The organism is Cryobacterium sp. AP23 (assembly GCF_054075385.1).
The window spans coordinates 520,810-539,352 of the sequence record NZ_CM133415.1; the positions used below are offsets into that span (position 1 = coordinate 520,810).

The 18,543-nt window shown below is 68.6% G+C and carries 16 protein-coding genes; 8 read left to right on the top strand and 8 right to left on the bottom strand.

Annotation, left to right across the window (positions count from 1 at the left end):
• Nucleotides 1-24 precede the first annotated feature (24 nt).
• Complete coding sequence (locus ACU5E9_RS02465) at nt 25-468, top strand: RDD family protein (RefSeq protein ID WP_456812065.1); 444 nt, start codon at nt 25-27, stop codon at nt 466-468.
• A gap of 86 nt (nt 469-554) precedes the next feature.
• Here ACU5E9_RS02465 and ACU5E9_RS02470 read toward each other — a convergent pair whose 3' ends face one another.
• From ACU5E9_RS02470 to lipB, 3 genes are read right to left on the bottom strand one after another with little or no spacing between them, the layout of a single operon-like run.
• Entirely contained in the window at nt 555-1,265 is a 711-nt protein-coding gene (locus ACU5E9_RS02470) for a DUF4191 domain-containing protein (RefSeq protein WP_456812066.1), read from the bottom strand.
• A 48-nt stretch (nt 1,266-1,313) separates the two neighbouring features.
• On the bottom strand, nt 1,314-2,300 hold the full coding sequence (gene lipA, locus ACU5E9_RS02475) for a lipoyl synthase (protein ID WP_456812067.1): 987 nt from the start codon (nt 2,298-2,300) through the stop codon (nt 1,314-1,316).
• Nucleotides 2,297-2,932, bottom strand: a complete 636-nt coding sequence (gene lipB, locus ACU5E9_RS02480) for a lipoyl(octanoyl) transferase LipB (protein ID WP_456812068.1) — start codon at nt 2,930-2,932, stop codon at nt 2,297-2,299. The genes lipA and lipB overlap by 4 nt, the downstream gene beginning before the upstream one ends.
• A gap of 145 nt (nt 2,933-3,077) precedes the next feature.
• On the opposite strand from lipB, the gene ACU5E9_RS02485 reads away from it, so the two are divergent.
• Nucleotides 3,078-4,604, top strand: a complete 1,527-nt coding sequence (locus ACU5E9_RS02485; RefSeq protein ID WP_456812069.1) for a hypothetical protein — start codon at nt 3,078-3,080, stop codon at nt 4,602-4,604.
• A 65-nt stretch (nt 4,605-4,669) separates the two neighbouring features.
• Here ACU5E9_RS02485 and sucB read toward each other — a convergent pair whose 3' ends face one another.
• The 3 genes from sucB to ACU5E9_RS02500 form a co-directional block, all read right to left on the bottom strand.
• Nucleotides 4,670-6,145: a 2-oxoglutarate dehydrogenase, E2 component, dihydrolipoamide succinyltransferase gene (gene sucB, locus ACU5E9_RS02490; protein WP_456812070.1), complete on the bottom strand. Its 1,476-nt coding sequence runs from the start codon at nt 6,143-6,145 to the stop codon at nt 4,670-4,672.
• Nucleotides 6,146-6,213: 68 nt separating this feature from the next.
• Complete coding sequence (gene lpdA, locus ACU5E9_RS02495) at nt 6,214-7,587, bottom strand: dihydrolipoyl dehydrogenase (protein ID WP_456812071.1); 1,374 nt, start codon at nt 7,585-7,587, stop codon at nt 6,214-6,216.
• A 104-nt stretch (nt 7,588-7,691) separates the two neighbouring features.
• Nucleotides 7,692-9,179 (bottom strand): leucyl aminopeptidase, encoded by a 1,488-nt coding sequence (locus ACU5E9_RS02500; RefSeq protein WP_456812072.1) that lies wholly within the window; start codon nt 9,177-9,179, stop codon nt 7,692-7,694.
• 96 nt (nt 9,180-9,275) lie between these two features.
• Here ACU5E9_RS02500 and ACU5E9_RS02505 point away from each other — a divergent pair, with 96 nt between their 5' ends.
• The 5 genes from ACU5E9_RS02505 to ACU5E9_RS02525 all read left to right on the top strand — a co-directional run bounded on the left by ACU5E9_RS02505 (nt 9,276) and on the right by ACU5E9_RS02525 (nt 15,184).
• The gene (locus ACU5E9_RS02505) at nt 9,276-10,199 is read left to right on the top strand and encodes a proteasome assembly chaperone family protein (RefSeq protein ID WP_456812073.1); all 924 of its coding nucleotides are present in this window, start codon (nt 9,276-9,278) and stop codon (nt 10,197-10,199) included.
• A gap of 58 nt (nt 10,200-10,257) precedes the next feature.
• Nucleotides 10,258-11,592, top strand: coding sequence for an MFS transporter (locus ACU5E9_RS02510; protein ID WP_456812074.1), 1,335 nt, complete (start codon nt 10,258-10,260; stop codon nt 11,590-11,592).
• Between the two features lie 254 nt (nt 11,593-11,846).
• The gene (locus ACU5E9_RS02515) at nt 11,847-13,175 is read left to right on the top strand and encodes an RNA polymerase sigma factor (RefSeq protein WP_456812075.1); all 1,329 of its coding nucleotides are present in this window, start codon (nt 11,847-11,849) and stop codon (nt 13,173-13,175) included.
• Nucleotides 13,176-14,450, top strand: a complete 1,275-nt coding sequence (locus tag ACU5E9_RS02520; protein WP_456812076.1) for a MurT ligase domain-containing protein — start codon at nt 13,176-13,178, stop codon at nt 14,448-14,450. It abuts the gene before it with no gap.
• The gene (locus ACU5E9_RS02525; RefSeq protein ID WP_456812077.1) at nt 14,447-15,184 is read left to right on the top strand and encodes a type 1 glutamine amidotransferase; all 738 of its coding nucleotides are present in this window, start codon (nt 14,447-14,449) and stop codon (nt 15,182-15,184) included. Before ACU5E9_RS02520 ends, ACU5E9_RS02525 begins: the two co-directional genes overlap by 4 nt.
• Before the next feature lie 48 nt (nt 15,185-15,232).
• Here the strand turns inward: ACU5E9_RS02525 and ACU5E9_RS02530 are convergent, their stop codons facing one another.
• On the bottom strand, nt 15,233-15,469 hold the full coding sequence (locus tag ACU5E9_RS02530; protein ID WP_130177536.1) for a DUF7455 domain-containing protein: 237 nt from the start codon (nt 15,467-15,469) through the stop codon (nt 15,233-15,235).
• A 200-nt stretch (nt 15,470-15,669) separates the two neighbouring features.
• On the opposite strand from ACU5E9_RS02530, the gene ACU5E9_RS02535 reads away from it, so the two are divergent.
• Nucleotides 15,670-17,748 (top strand): DNA gyrase/topoisomerase IV subunit B, encoded by a 2,079-nt coding sequence (locus ACU5E9_RS02535; RefSeq protein ID WP_456812078.1) that lies wholly within the window; start codon nt 15,670-15,672, stop codon nt 17,746-17,748.
• A gap of 70 nt (nt 17,749-17,818) precedes the next feature.
• Here the strand turns inward: ACU5E9_RS02535 and ACU5E9_RS02540 are convergent, their stop codons facing one another.
• Nucleotides 17,819-18,529: an SDR family NAD(P)-dependent oxidoreductase gene (locus ACU5E9_RS02540; RefSeq protein WP_456812079.1), complete on the bottom strand. Its 711-nt coding sequence runs from the start codon at nt 18,527-18,529 to the stop codon at nt 17,819-17,821.
• Nucleotides 18,530-18,543 lie beyond the last annotated feature (14 nt).

The following is an 18,543-nucleotide window of genomic DNA, read 5'->3' on the forward strand; positions in this document are numbered from 1 at the left end:
GGGGTCGCCCGGTACACTGATCGGGTGAATTCGACGCCCTCCAGACCCACCACATTCGGGCAGCTTCCGCCCAGTACCTGGCCGGGGGAGAGGCTCGGGCTTCCCCGCACCGGACCGCATTCCGTGGCGCGGGTCGGTCGGCGAGTCGCGGCGCTGGTGATCGACTGGGCCATCGCGCTGGCGTTGACGTGCGTGATCTGGGGGTACACCCTGCTCAACTACGACGGCTTCGTGGTGCTGGCGGTCTTCGTCGTCCTGCAGGCGCTGCTGCTCACCGTGTTCGGCGCCAGCGTCGGCCACCGCCTCCTGGGCCTCCGCCTGATCAGCCTCACCGGCGGACGCGCGGGCCTCTGGCGGCCGGTCGTGCGGTCGGTTCTCCTCGGGCTCGCCATTCCGGCGCTGGTCTGGGACTCGGACCAGCGAGGGTTCCACGACAAGATCCCCGGAACGGTCCTGATCCGCCGCTAGCGGTCTCCGGGGCACACGAAAGGGCACGGGGTTCACCCCGTGCCCTTCTTCCGTGCCGCTGTCTGTGTGACGCTGACTGCGTCGGACTAGTTGCCGCGCTGCGGACGTGCCTTGGTCGGGTCGACGCCCTTGGGGATCGGCAGCTTCTTGGTCATGGAGTTGAGGCGGTTGTTCACCGCGAGCACCTCGGCCTTGGTCAGGGACGGCTTGATCTTGGTGAGGCGGCGGGCCAGCTTGTGCAGCGGAACGGCATCGGCGTCCGGCCCGACGGCGATGACGGTGACCGCGACGTTGCCGCCGACCTTGGCCACGGAACGCTTCTCCTCGTCGAGCATCCGGGCGGTGCGGGTGCGCGGGCCCTCGCTGATGAGGACAACGCCGCCGCGGCCCACGGCACGGTACACGGCGTCCTGGGTCTTGCCGTTGACGGCCACGGGCATTTCGCTGCCCACCCAGCCCCGCTTGAGCGAGGAACGCAGCACCGCGCCGACGGCGCCGGGCTGGCCCTCAATCTGGGAGTACGCGGCCTTCTCTGCCCGGCGGCCCAGGATGATGAGCATGGCCAGGATTCCGGCCAGCACGCCGGAGATGATCCACAACGCGATGGTGAAACCATTGCCGGGGGTGAGCAGGAGCGCGAGCACCAGGGCGATCACGACCGGAACCAGGAACCCCAGGACCATGAACAGGACGATGTTCGAGTCGTAGCGTCGGGTCATCTGGAAGACCTGCCACATTTGCTTCAAGCGGCCGGGTTCTTTGGGGGTGCGGGGAGTCGTGTCCTTGCTGCGTGCCATGGTTCTAAGACTACCCAGTCGGTCGATCTGCGCGTGACGGATTTAGGGTCAAACGGCCTGACTGAAACCCAGCGTGGCGTCGGCGAGGTGCTGCAGGGGCTCCGGCACCGGTCGGCCGGTGGCGATCATGGACTGCGCCCACAGCCGGCCGGCCCGGTAAGAGGAGCGCACGAGCGGGCCGGCCAGCACGCCGAGGAAACCGATCTCCTCCGCCTCGGCCTTGAGCTCGACGAACTCCTCCGGCCGCACCCACCGGGCCACCGGCAGGTGCCGGGGGCTCGGACGCAGGTACTGCGTGATGGTGATGATGTCGGTGCCGGCGTCGTGCAGGTCCTGCAGGGCCTGGCTCACCTCGGCACGTTCCTCGCCCATCCCCAGGATCAGGTTCGACTTGGTGATCAGGCCCGCGTCGCGCCCCTGGCTGAGCACATCGAGGGACCTGTCGTAGCGGAACGCGGGGCGGATGCGCTTGAAGATGCGAGGCACGGTCTCGACATTGTGGGCGAACACCTCGGGCCGGGCGGAGAACACCTCGGCGAGGTGGGCCGCATTGCCGGTGAAGTCCGGCACCAGGATTTCCACGCCGGTGCCCGGGCAGTGCTGGTGTATCTGGCGGATCGTCTCCGCGTACAGCCAGGCGCCTTCGTCGGGCAGGTCGTCCCGGGCGACGCCGGTCACGGTCGCGTAGCGCAGGTTCATCGCCAGCACGGACTCGGCGACCCGGCGGGGTTCGTCGGTGTCGTAGTCCGCGGGTTTGCCGGTGTCGATCTGACAGAAATCGCACCGCCTGGTGCACTGGGAGCCACCGATGAGGAAGGTGGCCTCCCGGTCCTCCCAGCATTCGTAGATGTTGGGGCAGGCCGCCTCCTGGCAGACCGTGTGCAGGCTCTCGCTCTTCACGAGGTCCTGCAGCTGACGGTATTCCGGGCCCATCGTCGCGCGGGTCTTGATCCAGGAGGGCTTCCGTTCGATCGGGGTCTCGGCGTTGCGGATCTCCAGGCGCAGCATCCGGCGCCCCTCGGGTGCGGCGCTCACGCGCTCACCAGGAACTTCGCGTTGAAGTGCGCTGTGATCGAATCGATGGTGTCCGCCGTCGTGACCGTCCGGCCGAGTACCCGGGACATCGTTGTGATGCCGGCGTCCACGATGCCGCAGGCGACGATGCGGTCGTAGGGTTCGAGGGAGTTGTCGCAGTTCAGGGCAAAACCGTGCATGGTCACCCCATCGGCAACCCGGATGCCGATGGCGGCGATCTTGTCCTCGGCGCCGGCCGGACCGACCCACACCCCGCTGCGGCCGTCCACCCTGCGGCCGTCGATGCCGAAATCGGCCAAGGCATCGATGAGGATGCTCTCGAGCAGGCGAACATAGCCCACGACGTCGATCGGTTCACTCAGCCGCAGGATCGGATACCCGACCAACTGCCCGGGGCCGTGCCAGGTGATCCGGCCGCCCCGGTCCACGTCCACGACCGGGGTTCCGTCGGTGGGACGGTCCTCCGGTTGGGTGCGTTTGCCGGCCGTGTACACGGCGGGATGTTCGAGGAGCAGGACGGTGTTCGGTCGTTGACCGGACACCACCATGCGATGGACGGCGCGCTGGAGCTCAAGGCCCTCGAAATACGGCACGGAGTTGGCGCTTAGCCCCGCGACGACAAAGTCGAGCATTCGGCAAGCCTAGCGGCCGCTCCTCCCCAGCGGGGCGGGTCGAGGCGATCCCACAGAACAGGTCCGGCACCATCTCGGGGCCGGGCCACAGCGGCACGGTGGGACCAGGTCCGGTGTGAGTGCGCCGGGCGGAGGGAGATCGGAAATGAACAGCGTGGTGCGCACCGGCAGGGACACCGTGGCGGGATATCGCCTGGTCCGCCGGATCGGCTCCGGCCGGTCGTCGGAGATCTTCCTGGCGAGGGATCCGGACGATGCGGCCGGGAACCCGTCCGTGGCCCTGAAGATCTTCCGGCCGGAGGCCGATCCGGGCGCCATCGGGCGCCAGGTGCAGGCCATGCTGGCCTGCCCGACGGCGGCGCTGCCACGCCTCTGCGATGTGGCGACGACACCGGAGAACCGGGTCTGCCTAGTGCTCGAACACCTGCAGGGGCTCGGCCTCGACCGGCTGCTGGACGGGCGGGGCACGGTAGCCGCCGGCGAGCTCGTCACGGTGGCCGCGACTGTCACGGCGACCCTGCAGGCCCTGCACGATGCCGGATTCAGCCATCCGGAGGTGAACGCATCCTGCGTGAGGTTCGACGGCAGTGGCAGGCCGGTACTGCTCGGACTGGGCGCCCTGGCGGCCCTGCCCGATGGTGTGGCCGGCGTGGGAATGAAACGGGATGCAGTCGTGGGACTCACCGGATTCCTCCGGTCCCTGCTGTCCTACCTGGACCCAGGCGATGCGGCGGCGCCGTCAGCGGGGGCGCTGCTGGCCGAGTTCGAAACGGCGACAACGGCCAGGCCGTTCCCGGCCACCCTGGCCGCCCTGGAATCGGCGTTGTTCGCCTGGGCGGCGGCCGGGGAGGTGCGGTTTGCAGTGCACGAGCCGGCACGGGAGCCGGACGCTCCGCAAGCTCCGCAGGTCCCATCGCTGCGGGTCAGGGCTCTGCAGGTGCAGGCCGCACCTGTCAACGCGGTGCGGTCTGCGGGAGCTCCGGCGGCAGCCAGGCGGACGGGACGGCTGCGGGGCGAGGTTGTCCGGTGGGTCGTGCACTCCGGCCTCGGGGTGGCCGCACGGGCTCAGGGCGTGCGTCTCCAGTCGGTCCGGCAGCGAGCCGGGGCGGCGGCACGCCGGCTCCCGGGCGTCCGTCCGCTGATCGTTGGGCTCGGCGTGGTGTCGGTGCTCTCGGTCGGGGGACTGGCCGCACTGTCGGCCCTTCCGCCCGCGGCCGGATCAGGGCAGCCCACCGCAACCCGGTCCCGTGCGCCCGGGCCGACGGCGCCGGGGGAGTACCCGGACACGGTGCGCGGCACGGCGTCGGCGGCACCCGAGCTCGCCGTGCTGACGGGTGACGACCCCGCCGCCGCCGTGCTGGAGCTGCTACGCCAGCGTGAGGCCTGCCTGGCGGAGGGCTCGGTGTTGTGCCTGGACGGAGTCGACCAGCCCGATTCCGTGGCTATGGCCGCCGACGGCTACCGGATCAGGCAGATGCAGGAGGAGGCGGTTCCGTCAACGACCGCGCCGGTGCCGGCCGGCCCGCGGACGGCGGTGGTGCAGGAGCGCACCGGCAACGCGGCTCTGGTCGTGCTGGACGGCGCGGGAAGTGACGTTAACGCGCAACCGGCCTCTGCCCTGGTGATCAAGGGCGAGGCCGGCTGGCGACTACGGGAACTCTTCGACTACTGACTGCTGCGGTCAGCTTGTCAGTTGCGTTACTGGTGGATCAGATTGTCAGTTGCGTTACTGGTGGATCAGATCCCCAGGTTCGCTTCGAACGCTCCGGCTTCCAGCCGCGCCTTCATCGTGGTGAGGAAGCGCGAGGCGTCCGCTCCGTCGATGATGCGGTGGTCGTAGGAGAGTGCGAGGAACACCGTCGAACGAATCGCGATGGAGTCCAGGCCCTTGTCGGAGACGACGATGGGCTTCTTGTAGACCACGCCGGTGCCGAGAATGGCGCTCTGCGGCAGGAAGACAACGGGGGTGTCGAACAGCGCGCCACGCGAACCGGTGTTGGTCAGCGTGAACGTGCCGCCGGACAGCTCGTCGGGCTTGAGCTTGTTGTCGCGGGTGCGGGCAGCCAGGTCGGCGATCTGGGCGGCGAAGCCGGCCAGGTCGAGTTCACCGGCGTCACGGATGACCGGGGTCAGCAGTCCACGCTCGGTGTCCACGGCGATGCTCATATTCTCCTGCGCCGGGTACACGATCGACGTGCCGTCAACGGTCGCGTTGATGATCGGGTTCGACTTCAGCGCCTCGGCCGCGGCCAGGGCGAAGAAGGGCAGGAAGGAGAGCTTGTTGCCGGTCTTCTCCTGGAAGGAGAGCTTGACCTTGTCGCGCAGCATGGCGACGCGGGTCACATCCACCTCTACGACGGTGGTCAGCTGGGCGGTCTGCTGCATGGATGCGACAGCGCGCTCGGCGACGACCTTGCGCAGGCGCGACATCGGCTGGGTGGTTCCGCGCAGCGGGGACACCTCGACGACGGCGGCGGCTGCGGCCGGGGCTGCTGCGGCAGGAGCTGCAGCGGCCTCGATGTCCTGCTTGCGGATCCGTCCGCCGACACCGGTACCGGTGATGGTGGACAGGTCGACGCCGGCCTCGTTCGCGAGCTTGCGCACGATGGGCGTGACGTAGCCGCTGGGTCCGGCGTGAGCGCCGCGAGCGGGCTCAGCGGCGGGGGCGGCCGGGGCGGCGGGTGCTGCCGGAGCGGGTGCTGCGGCGACAGGTGCCGGAGCGGCCGGTGCTGCCGGAGCCGGTGCTGCGGGAGCCGGCGCAGCCGGGGCGGGTGCGGCAGGTGCTGCAGGTGCTGCGGCGGGCGGCGGCTCGACGGCTGCCGGTGCGGGCGGTGCCGCGGCGGCGGCGGGAGCCTCGGCGGGCGCCGGAGCGTCCGTTGAGGGCACCTCTGCCGGGGCGGGAGCCGCTGCGGGCTCCTCCGCGGCGGGCTCCTCGGCGGCGGGCGCCTCAGCCTCGGGGGCCGCGGCCGGAGCCGAACCGTCGCCGATGGTCACGAGCGGAGTTCCGACCTCGACGGTCTCGTCTTCCTGCACGAGGATGGCTTCGATGATGCCCGCGACCGGGGATGGGATTTCGGTGTCGACCTTGTCGGTCGATACCTCGAGCAGCGGTTCGTCGACTTCGACGCGGTCTCCCACGTTCTTGAGCCAGCGGGTGACCGTACCCTCTGTGACACTCTCCCCGAGTGCCGGGAGGTTGACGGATTCGCTCATGCGTTTGTCTCCTTTGAAACCATTAATGTCTGACCAATGTTAGTGAGAAACTCTGTGCCGAAAGCGGGCTACATCGCGTGCAGGGGCTTGCCGGCCAGGGCCAGGAAGGCCTCGCCGAGCGCTTCGTTCTGGGTGGGGTGCGCGTGCAGGAGCGGCGCGAGGTCCTCCGGGTACGCTTCCCAGTTCACGATGAGCTGGCCTTCGCCGATCAGCTCGCCCACGCGGGCGCCGATCATGTGGATGCCGATGATGGGGCCATCGGCCTCGCGGACGACCTTGATCGAGCCGGTGGTGCCCAGGATCGAGCTCTTGCCGTTGCCGCCCAGGCTGTACTCGTAGCTGATGACCTTGTCGGCGCCGAACTTGGCGACGGCCTTGGCCTCGGTGTACCCGACCGATGCGATCTCGGGGTCGCAGTAGGTGACCTTGGGGATGTTCAGGTCGTCCACGACGATCGGGGACAGGCCCGCGATCTCCTCGGCGACGAAGATGCCCTGCTGGAAACCGCGGTGCGCGAGCTGCAGGCCGGGGACGATGTCGCCGACGGCGTAGACGCCGGGGATGTTGGTGGCGAGGCGCTCGTCGGTGATGACGAAGCCGCGGTCCATGGTGATACCGGCCTCTTCGAAGCCCAGGCCCGCGGTGGACGGGCCACGACCGACGGCGACGAGCAGGAGCTCGGCCTCGATGGTGGTGCCGTTCTCGAGCGTCACGACGACGCCGGAGTCATCCTGCGTGACGGACTGGAACCGGACGCCGAGGGAGAAGTTGATGCCGCGCTTGCGGAAGGCCCGCTCGAGCTGCTTCGACACCGACTCTTCTTCGTTGGGCGCCAGGTGCGGGAGGGCCTCGATGATGGTGACGTCGGCGCCGAAGGACTTCCAGACGCTGGCGAACTCGACGCCGATGACGCCGCCGCCGAGGACGGCGACCTTCTTGGGCACGTAGTTGAGTTCGAGAGCCTGCTCGCTGGTGATGACGCGACCCTCGATGGCCAGGCCCGGAAGCGAGCGGGAGTACGAACCCGTGGCCAGCACGACGTTCTTGCCCACGATGGTGTCCTCGCCGACCTGGACGGTCGTCGGGGAGATGAGGTGTCCCTCGCCGGAGATCACGGTGATGCCGCGGGCCTTGACCAGGCCCTGCAGGCCGCGGTACTTGCTGGCGACGATACCCTCGCGGAAAGCGGTGACGGCGGCCATGTCGATGCCCTCGAACGACGTCGTGACGCCGTACTTGGAGGACTCGCGGCTCACGTCGGCGACCTCGGCCGAGTGCAGCAGCGCCTTGGTCGGGATGCAACCGACGTGCAGGCAGGTACCACCGAGCTTGTCCTTCTCGATCAGGCCGACGGTCAGGCCGAGCTGAACGGCGCGCAATGCGGCCGCGTATCCGCCGCTGCCGCCACCGAGAACTACAAGGTCAAAATTCTGTTCAGACACCCAGATACTCCCTCGTGCATCACATACACTTTCACGGCCCACCAGCGCATGTTGTGCGCGGGTGGGCGTTGAACGGCAAGGATTTTCCTGCCTATACGACCTTACTACGGGCGCGAAAAGTCCTCGGCCAGTCGCAGCAGTGTGCGAACCGTCACTCCGGTCGGGCCGGGGGCGGTGAATCCGAGCCCGCCACCGACGAGCTGGGCGCTTCCGGCGATGTCCAGGTGGGCCCACGGGATGGGCCGCGCGTCGGCGCCCTCGCCCGTGGTGGGGATGAACTCCCGCAGGAAGACGGCCGCGAGGAGCATCCCGCCACCGGTGTTGCCGATCTTGGCGTTCGCGATGTCGGCCACGTCGGAGTTCAGCAGGGCGCGCAGTTCCTCGGGCATGGGCATCGGCCAGGCCAGCTCGCCCTCCGCCTTGCTGGCGGTCAGGACGTGGGCGACCAGGTCGTCGTCGCCGAGGACCGCGGAGTAGCGCGTGCCCAGCGCGACCACGGCGGCGCCGGTGAGGGTGGCCACGTCGATGATCGCATCGGGCTGCTCCTCGCCGGCCGCGACGAGGCCGTCGGCGAGGACCAGCCGGCCCTCCGCATCCGTGTTGAGCACCTCGACGGTACGCCCGCCGCGGATGCTGAGCACATCGTTGGGCCGGATCGCGGAACCGGATGGCATGTTCTCGGCGATGCAGAGCCAGGCGGTCAGGCGCACGGGCAGGCGCAGGCGGGCGGCGGCGAGGGTCACGGCCAGCACCGTCGCGGCCCCGGTCATGTCGTACTTCATGCCCACCATGGATGCCGGCGGCTTGAGCGAGAGTCCGCCCGTGTCGAAGGTGATGCCCTTGCCCACCAGCGCCACGTGCTTCATCGCCTCGATCGGGTCGTAGCTGACCTTCACCAGGCGGGGCGGGCGGGTGGAGCCCTGGCCGACCCCGGCGATCCCGCCGAAGCCGTCGGCCACGAGCTGGTCCTCGTCCCACACCGTCAGGGTGACCGGGAGGCCCTCCGCGGCGGCGGCGGCGAGCGCAGCCAGCGACTCCGGGTACAGGTCGAGCGGGGGAGTGTTGACCAGGTCCTTGACCAGGCTCACGGCGCCCGCGACGACGTCGGCACGCTCGGCGGCTGAGTCGTCGGCCTGGTCGGTGTGTACGGTGATGTCGCCGGCCGGGAGCTTGGTCGCCGCCAGCGAGGCCTTCCGGTAGCTGGTGAACGCGTATGCGCCCATCGCCGCTCCCTCGAGCACGGCGGCTGCCTGGTCGGCATCGGTCACCGGGAAGGCGAACGCGACGGCCTGGGCCCCGGTCAGCTGGCGCACGGCCGACCCGGCCGCGTAGCGCAGCGCCTCAGCAGAGAGGACGGACCCCAGCCCGACGACAGCGATGCTGCGGGCCGCTCCCGCGACCGGCGCGAAACGCACCACCTGGTCCTTGGCGCCGGTCACGGCGACGGCGGAGAACTGGTCGGCGAGGCCTTCGAAGCCGGGGTCGGCGAACAGGACCGGCCCGTCCGGGGACTGCACCGCACCGACGACGAGGACGTCGGCGGTGGATTCGATCGAGGGCACTGCGGACACGGAAATACGGGGAACGGTCATGCCTCGATGCTACGCGGGCGAGCTGTTCGCTCTGGGCACCACTGTGGCCGTGGCGATTCACCGCCGCCGGGCGAGCGCTCCGTTTAGAGTTAAGGAATGCGAGATCCAGATGAAATCTACGAGCTCACCGCGGACGCCGCCGTCGTCCCGGAGGGGTTGAATCTCGTCGCGGGCCTCACCGGATTCGCCGACGCTGGTGGTGCCGTGTCGCAGTTCACCGAATACCTGCTCGACACCCTCGACCACACCGTCATCGCCGACTTCGACGCCGACCTGCTGCTGGACTACCGGGCCAGGCGTCCCATCATCTACTTCGACCAAGACCACCTGACCGATTACCAGCCGCCCCGGCTGCGGCTCTACCTGGCGCACGACGAGATCGGACAGCCGTTCCTGCTCCTGGCCGGATTCGAACCGGACTTCCGGTGGGAGCAGTTCACCGCGGCCGTCCTCGCCCTGGTGAGCAGGTTCAACGTCTCCTCCACCACCTGGGTGCACGCCATCCCGATGCCCGTGCCGCACACCCGGCCCATCGGTGTCACCGTCAGCGGCAACCGCACCGACCTCATCGAGAGCATGTCGGTGTGGCGGCCGCACACCCAGGTGCCGGCCAATGCCCTGCACCTGGTCGAGTACCGGCTGCAGGAGATCGGCGCCTGGATCATCGGCTACGTGCTCCTCATCCCGCACTACCTGGCCGACACCGAGTTCCCGTCGGCGGCGCTGTCCGCGCTGGAGAGCACGAGCGCCTCGACCGGCCTGATCTTCCCCACCGACACGCTGCGGGAAAAGAACCGGGAGTTCGTCGCACGGATCGACGAACAGGTGGGCGACAACCCGGAGCTGGCCAAGCTCGTCGGCACACTCGAGGAACGCTACGACGCATATATGGAGGGCAACACCCTGCGCTCCCCGTTGACGGATGAAGACGGAGCATTGCCGACCGCCGACGAGATCGCCGCCGAATTGGAGAAATTCCTCGCCACCCGTCGCGGTCGTGACGAGGGCCCGCAGTCCTGACCCCCGCCCGGGGGAGCGTGGTCGGTGACCGGGTATCCGTCCGGCTAGATTGGGGGGAGTGAACTCTCGTCGATCCTGGTTGATCTTTGCCTTCGGGTCCTTCGTGTACCTGTCCGCCATCCTGCAGCGCACCTCGCTCGGCATCGCGGGAGTGTCGGCTACCGAACGATTCGGCGGATCGGCGGCCGTCCTGTCCAGCCTGGCCGTAGTGCAGCTGATCGTCTACGCGGGGGCGCAGATCCCGGTCGGAGTGCTGATCGACAGGTTCGGCCCCCGGGTACTCATGCTCTCCGGCACCGCACTGATGGTCATCGGCCAGCTGACCCTCGCCTTCGCACCGTCCATCACCATCGCGGTGATCGGACGGATGCTGGTGGGCGCCGGTGACGCCACCATCTTCATCTCGATGATCCGGCTGATCACCTCGTGGTTCAGCGGACGCATCGTGCCCCAGCTGTCGCAGTGGTTCGGCAACATCGGACAGCTCGGCCAGGTCCTGTCCGCGCTGCCGCTGGCCTGGGTGCTTCACGACTTCGGCTGGACCCCGGCCTTCCTGGCCGCCACCCTCGTGGCCTTCATCGCCTTCGCGATCGTGGTGGTTGCGATCAAGGACCGCCCGGCCGGGTCCACCGACCAGCCCCGGCCGACGACCTGGGGAGGGGCGCTCACCCAGTTGCGGCACAGCTTCAGCCGCCCGGGAACCCAACTCGGCTTCTGGTCGCATTTCGTGACCCAGTCCTCCGGAACCGTCTTCACCCTGCTGTGGGGCTTCCCCTTCATGGTCTACGGACTCGGTTACGAGACCGGTGTGGCGGCCGCGATGCTCACGATCCCGGTCGCCGCCGCCATCGTCTGCGGCCCGGTCCTCGGAGTACTGACGGCACGGCATCCGTTGCGCCGCAGCAACATCGTGCTCGCCATCGTCACCGCGATGGGCGCGGCGTGGGCGCTGGTCCTGCTCTGGCCGACCGCCCCGCCGTTCTGGCTCGTGGTGCTGCTGCTCGTCGTGATCGGCGGCGGTGGTCCCGGTTCGCTGATCGGCTTCGACTTCGCCCGCACGTTCAACCCGCAGCGCAGCCTGGGCTCCGCCAACGGCGTGGTGAACGTCGGCGGATTCCTGGCCAGTTTCGTGATGATGTTCCTGATCGGCGTGCTTCTCGACCTGCAGGACGGATGGCGTCAGGCCCAGGGCGGCGCGAGCGACCTCTACTCCCTGGAGTCTTTCCGGATCGCCTTCTCCGTGCAATTCCTTGTCATCGGACTCGGCGTGGTGATGCTCGTCGCAACCCGCCGCCGGACCCGCCGGCTGCTCTCCCGCGACGAGGGAATAGAAGTGGCCCCGCTCTGGGTTGAACTTTCACGAAAGCTGCGGCGGCGCGCGCGGGGAGAATAGTCGAGCGTGGCTCGTTCTATACACAATCCGTGCAATAATTGTCAATAGGACCCGTTCTGGTTCCTGGGTACATGGGCATCTCGCCGATGCCTTCCCGGGGACTTGACATGGGTCCTAGTACTGCCCAAAAGACGTACTGCCCAAAAACGTACTGCCCAAAATCCCCGCTTCACTTTCACCGTGGCCCACGCCGAGTGGCCATGGCGGACGGGGCGCGCTGCACGCGCACGATCTACGGCATGAGAGGTGTTCGAATGGCAACCCCAACGAAGACAGAGCCCGCACTGCAAACCCCTGAGACCACGCCCGCCGACGAGACCACCGCCGTCGCGGCGAAGACGCCCGCGCAGAAGGCCGCCGCGACCCGTGCCGCCACCAAGGCTGCCAAGGCCCTCGCGGCCGACTCGGCCGATTCGACGGAAACCGCTGCGCCGCGCAAGCGTGCAGCCGCCACCAAGACGAAGGCCCCCGCCGCCGGTAAGAAGAAGGCCGGGGATTCCGACGCCGACGACGACGGTGCTCCCGCCACGGACGAGCACGACACCGAAGACGACGACGCCGAGGCCAAGCGCGTCGCTCCCGCCGAGCCGCTGCCCAGCGGCGCGCTGGTGCTGTCGATGGTTGACGACGAAGACGAAGTCCCGGTTTACTCCAGTGCCATCACCGGCGCGACGGCTGACCCGGTCAAGGACTACCTCAAGCAGATCGGTAAGGTGGCGCTGCTGAACGCCGCCGAAGAGGTCGAGCTCGCCATGCGCATCGAGGCCGGCCTGTTCGCCGAGGACAAGCTCTCTCAGATGACCGACGCAGAGAAGAAGAGCGCGCTCGGCCGGGAACTGCAGTGGGTCGCCAAGGACGGCGCCAGGGCCAAGAGCCACCTGCTCGGTGCCAACCTGCGCCTCGTCGTCTCCCTCGCCAAGCGTTACACCGGCCGTGGAATGCAGTTCCTCGACCTGATCCAGGAGGGCAACCTGGGCCTGATCCGTGCGGTCGAGAAGTTCGACTACACCAAGGGCTTCAAGTTCTCCACCTACGCCACCTGGTGGATCCGCCAGGCGATCACCCGCGCCATGGCCGACCAGGCCCGCACCATCCGCATCCCGGTGCACATGGTCGAGGTCATCAACAAGCTCGCCCGCGTGCAGCGCCAGATGCTGCAGGACCTCGGTCGCGAGCCCACCCCTGAAGAGCTGAGCCGCGAGCTCGACATGACCCCTGAAAAGGTCGTCGAGGTGCAGAAGTACGGCCGCGAGCCGATCTCCCTGCACACCCCTCTCGGCGAGGACGGCGACAGCGAATTCGGTGACCTCATCGAGGACACCGAGGCCGTCGTGCCGGCGGATGCCGTGGGCTTCACCATGCTGCAGAAGCAGCTGGAGAGCCTGCTGGACTCGCTCTCCGAGCGTGAGGCCGGCGTCATCCGGATGCGATTCGGCCTCGGCGACGGCATGCCCAAGACCCTCGACCAGATCGGCGACACCTTCGGTGTCACGCGTGAGCGGATCCGCCAGATCGAGTCGAAGACGATGGCCAAACTGCGTCACCCGTCCCGGTCGCAGTCGCTGCGCGACTACCTCGAGTAAATGCCTGTGCGGTATGCGCCGGCGATCCTGCTCGGCAGGGTCGCCCGGACTCTCGCGCGCTGGCGCAAGCCGGGCGGCGGTTCCGCGGTCCCCGGGCTCGTGGTCAACAAGGTCGCGCCCGGGTTCCTCTCCCGTACGCTGAACAGCTTCCCCGATGGCCTGGTCATTGTGACCGGCTCCAGCGGTAAGTCGACAACGACGAAGATGCTGGTGGCCGCCCTGCGCGCGCACGGCTCGTCGGTGTTCACCAACCAGTCGACGGCGAACATCAGCCAGGGCCTCACCTCGGCCCTGCTCGAGCAGGTCAGCCTGTCGGGCCGGATCGCCGGCGACATCGCGGTGCTCGAAATGGACGAGGGCCACGGCGCCCTCATCTCCGGCTCCCTCGAGCCCCGGGTCGTCGTGCTGACCAACGTGATGGTCGATCAGATCGACCGGTTCCACGACTCCGACATGGTGGCGGCGATGCTCACCAAGATCGCCCGCCGCGCCACCGGCACCGTCGTCGTCAACGCCGACGACCTGTACCTCGCCCGCCTGGGCGACGCCATCGCGGCCCCCGTCACGGTGGCCAGGTACGGTGTCACGGAACAGGTCCTTGACGCCAACCCGCGCGGCCTGGGCTACACCCTCACGTCGCCCATCCGGCTGGAGGCCATCGGCGGCATGCTGCTGACCGGGGTGGACGGTCGCGACGCGACGGTTGCCGTGGACGGTGTGGAGCACGCCGTGCGCCTCCCGGCGCGGGGAACCCACTACGCCGTCGACGCGCTGACCGCGCTGGCCGCCGCCCGCGCCGCGCTCGGCGGACGGTTCGACGCCGCACGAGCCGTCACCGCGATCTCCGGCATCCCGCCGGTCTTCGGGCGGGGCGAGGTCGTGAGTGTCCGCGGCACCACGGTGGAGTTCGTGCTGGTGCAGAACCCGGCCAGCTTCCAGCTCAACGTCGACAGTCTCGCCGCCGGCACCGAGCAGATCCTTGTCGCCGTCGGCTCCGACGTGCGCGACCCGTCCTATCTCTGGCCGGCCGACACCTCGGGACTCGGCCACGTGCTGATCGCCTCCGGCTCCAAGGCCAACGACATCGGCCTGCAGCTGATGTACGACGGCGTCACCGTCGATCGGATCGAGCCGGACCTCGGCCGCGCGCTGGACGACTTCCTCGCCCTGCCGGAGCCGGTCGCTGGTGTGAAGACGATTATTTTCTCGGCCGACTCCATGCGGCGAACCCGCGCCCACCTCGGGCTGGCCACCAACGAAGCGGACCCGTCATGACGCTCGCCCCCACCGGACAGCTCACCATCGTGAGCCTCCTGCCCCGGCTGCTGGACACCAACGGTGACGCGGCCAACGCCAGGGTGCTCGCCCAGCGCGCCTGCTGGGCCGGCCTCGACGCCCAGGTGGTTCCGGTGCACACCGTCACCGACCTGCCCGAAACCGCCGACCTCGTCGTGATCGGTTCCGGCACCGACGCCGACTTGGTGTCCACTCGTGATGCCCTGCTGCCGTTGGCCGACGCCGTGCGGGCCTGGCTCGCCGGGGGAGTGCCCATACTCGCGGTGGGCACCGGCTGGGAATTGCTCAGCGACGGACTCGATCTCGCCGGCGGAACCAGCGTCGACGGCCTCGGCCTGATCCCGGGCCGGGCCACCGTGTTGCCGGCCCGCGCCACCGACGACATCGTCGTCGGAACGGACGAGGCCCGGCTGATCGGTTTCGAGAACCACGCCAGGGGCTTCTCCGGTGCCAGGCGACCGCTCGGCCGTGTCCAGTCCGGCACCGGCAACGGCGACGGCTCCGAGGGCGCTGTCGTCGGCAACTTCATCGGCACCCACCTGCACGGGCCGGTGCTGGCCCGGAACCCCGGACTCGCCGACCGCATGCTTGGACTCGCCTGCACAGCCAAGGGGCTGGAGCGTCCCGCGTCCGCCCGGGCAGAATCGGTCGATGACATAGCAAAAGCCGCACGCAACCAGGTTGCAGTGCGGCTTGGTCTTGCTTCCGACTAAGGTCCGGTCACCCCCGGCGTCGCACCGAGGTGCGACGCCGGGTGGAACCTAAGACTTCTGGTCGTCGAAGAGACGGCTCGACTCGTCGTGCCAGCTTTCGGCAATAGCCGCGAGCTTCTCCTGGTGCTTGCGCCCGTGGTGGGCGCAAAAGAGCAACTCGCTGTTGTTCACGACTACACGGATGTAGGCCTGAGCGCCACAAGCGTCGCAGCGGTCGGCCGCGGTGAGCTGGTGGGGGGCGCCCTGTTGGTCGACGGCACCATTTTCGGTGGCGATCTGGGACATATTCTCCTCCTCCAGACTGATACCAGGTGATACCAATTGAATCCTTACTGACCATGTAAACACGGCTTCGGCCCGATTGGGCCACAGTTGGGTGACATTTCGCTCACCGCGTAGCATTCGCCGCGGCGAGAATCCGGCATTGGCGCCCGATCGAGTGTCGATCGGGGCCGGAACCACACCGGACAGTATTCTTAACAGTTGTGAGTTCTGACTATTCCGCCCGCCACCTCTCGGTCCTCGAGGGCCTGGACGCGGTGCGCAAACGCCCCGGCATGTATATCGGCTCCACCGACTCCCGCGGACTGATGCACTGCCTGTGGGAAATCATCGACAACTCGGTCGACGAGGCCCTCAGCGGCCACGGTTCCGCGATCGGGATCGTGCTGCACGCCGACGAGAGCGTCGAGGTCAGCGACACCGCCCGCGGCATCCCCGTCGACATCGAACCGAAGACCGGACTGTCCGGCGTCGAGGTGGTCTTCACCAAGCTGCACGCCGGTGGCAAGTTCGGCAGCGGTTCGTATGCCGCGTCGGGCGGCCTGCACGGTGTCGGCGCGTCCGTCGTGAACGCACTGTCCGAGCGCCTCGACGTCGAGGTCGACCGGGACGGCAAGACCTGGGCGATGTCCTTCCACCGCGGCGAGCCCGGCATCTTCGCGGACACCGGCGAGAAGAGCCCGGACGCCCCGTTCACGCCGTTCGAGAACAAGAGCGAGCTGCGCGTCGTCGGCAAGGTGCGGAAGGGCGTCACCGGCACCCGGATCCGCTACTGGGCCGACCGTCAGATCTTCACCAAGGGCGCGGCGTTCCAGACCGAAGACCTGATGGGGCGGGCCCGCCAGACCGCCTTCCTGATCCCGGGCCTCACGATCAACGTGGACGACCGTCGCGGTGCCGAACCCGTCGCCGAGTCGTTCTCCTTCGCCGGCGGGATCTCGGAGTTCGTCGACCACCTCGCCGTCGACACCCCGATCACCGACACCTGGCGGTTGAGCGGCTCCGGCAGCTTCACCGAGACCGTCCCGGTGCTCACCGATTCCGGCGCCATGATCCCCACCGAACTCCTGCGCGACTGCCAGGTGGACATCGCGCTGCGCTGGGGGACCGGCTACGACACCGTCATCAAGAGCTTCGTCAACATCATCGCCACCCCGAAGGGCGGCACGCACCAGGCGGGCTTCGACGCTGGACTGCTCAAATTCCTGCGCGGCCAGGTCGAGCAGAACGCCCGCCGTCTGAAGGTCGGCTCCGACAAACTCGAGAAGGACGACATCCTCGCCGGGCTCACCGCCGTGCTCACCGTGCGCCTGCCCGAGCCGCAGTTCGAGGGCCAGACCAAGGAGGTGCTCGGCACCCCGGCGGTGCGGGCGATCGTGGCCGCCGTGATCAACAAGACCATGACCGAGCGGTTCACGTCGCCCAAACGCGACGACAAGACCCAATCGGCTGTCGTGCTCGACAAGATCGTCGCTGAGATGAAGTCGCGGATCTCCGCGCGCGCCCACAAGGAGACCCAGCGGCGCAAGAACGCCCTGGAGAGCTCGTCGCTGCCGGCGAAGCTGGTGGACTGCCGCAGCAACGATGTCGAACTGAGCGAGCTGTTCATCGTCGAGGGCGACTCCGCGCTGGGCACGGCCAAGCTGGCCCGCGACAGCGAGCACCAGGCGTTGCTGCCGATCCGGGGCAAGATCCTGAACGTGCAGAAGGCGTCGGTGTCCGACATGCTCTCCAACGCCGAGTGCGCGTCGATCATCCAGGTGATCGGGGCCGGCTCAGGCCGCAGCTTCGACCTCTCCGCGGCCCGCTATGGCAAGGTCATCATCATGAGTGACGCCGACGTCGACGGCGCGCACATCCGTACCCTGCTGCTGACCCTGTTCTTCCGCTACATGCGGCCCATGATCGAAGCCGGCCGCATCTTCGCTGCCGTTCCGCCCCTGCACCGGGTGGTCGTGATGAACCCCGGCAGCAAGCCCAACGAGACCATCTACACCTACTCGGAAGCCGAGCTCCAGGGGGTGCTCACGGCGCTCAAACGGAGCGGCAAGAAGTACCAGGACCCGATCCAGCGGTACAAGGGGCTGGGTGAGATGGACGCGGACCAGCTCGCGACCACGACCATGGAACGCTCCCACCGCACCCTGCGCCGGGTGCGGGTGGCGGACGCCGAGATGGCGGGCAAGGTCTTCGAACTGCTGATGGGCAATGACGTCGCCCCGCGCAAGGAATTCATCATCGACAGCTCCGACAAGCTCAGCCGCGACCGCATCGACGTTTAACGGTTCCCGTTCCGGACAAGTGCACCCGGCACACCGGGTGCATTTGTCCGCACGGGGACCAGTTGTGGGGCTAGGCCGGAGCCGCCGGGGTGAAGGCCGTGCTGGGTAGGTCGCGTTCCCCGTCTACGATCGCGCGCACGATGCGTTCGGCCACCGCGACGGGGTCGAGGCCCGCGGGGAAGCGTGGCGCCGTGCCGGCCACCGGATGGGTGGACAGTGCTGTTTCGGTGTGCCCGGGTCTCGCGTCGATGACGCGGATGCCGGCCCGGCGCACTTCGCGGCCGGCCGCGGCGACGAATGCCGCCACGGCCGCCTTCGACGCGGAGTATGCCGCGAGGTTGGCGGTGGGGCTCTCGCTCACGACTCCGCTGAGGGTGAGCAGGAACGGCGACCGACCGGCGGACGCCGATTCCACAAGCGCGGCGTGGGCCGCCTGGAACAACAGGATGGGCGCCGTGCTGTTGACCGTGAAGAGCTCGTCGACGACATCGGGGCTCAGGGTCTCGGCCGGTCCGAAGGCGACAACCCCGGCAGCCACCACGACGCCGTCCAGCTGGCCGGTGACCGCCACGGCCGCATCGACAAGGCCGCGGATCGCGGCGGGGTCGGTGAGGTCGGCGGCGACAAAGGTGCCGGGCAGCCCGAGGGCAACGAGCTGATCGGGGTCCCGGGCGCTGAGCACCAGGGTCGCGCCGGCAGCAGCGAGGAGCCGCGCGATTTCCCGGCCGAGTCCGCCGGTCGCGCCGACGACGAGGATCGTGGAACCGCGCAGTTCAGCCATGCCTCACCCTACTG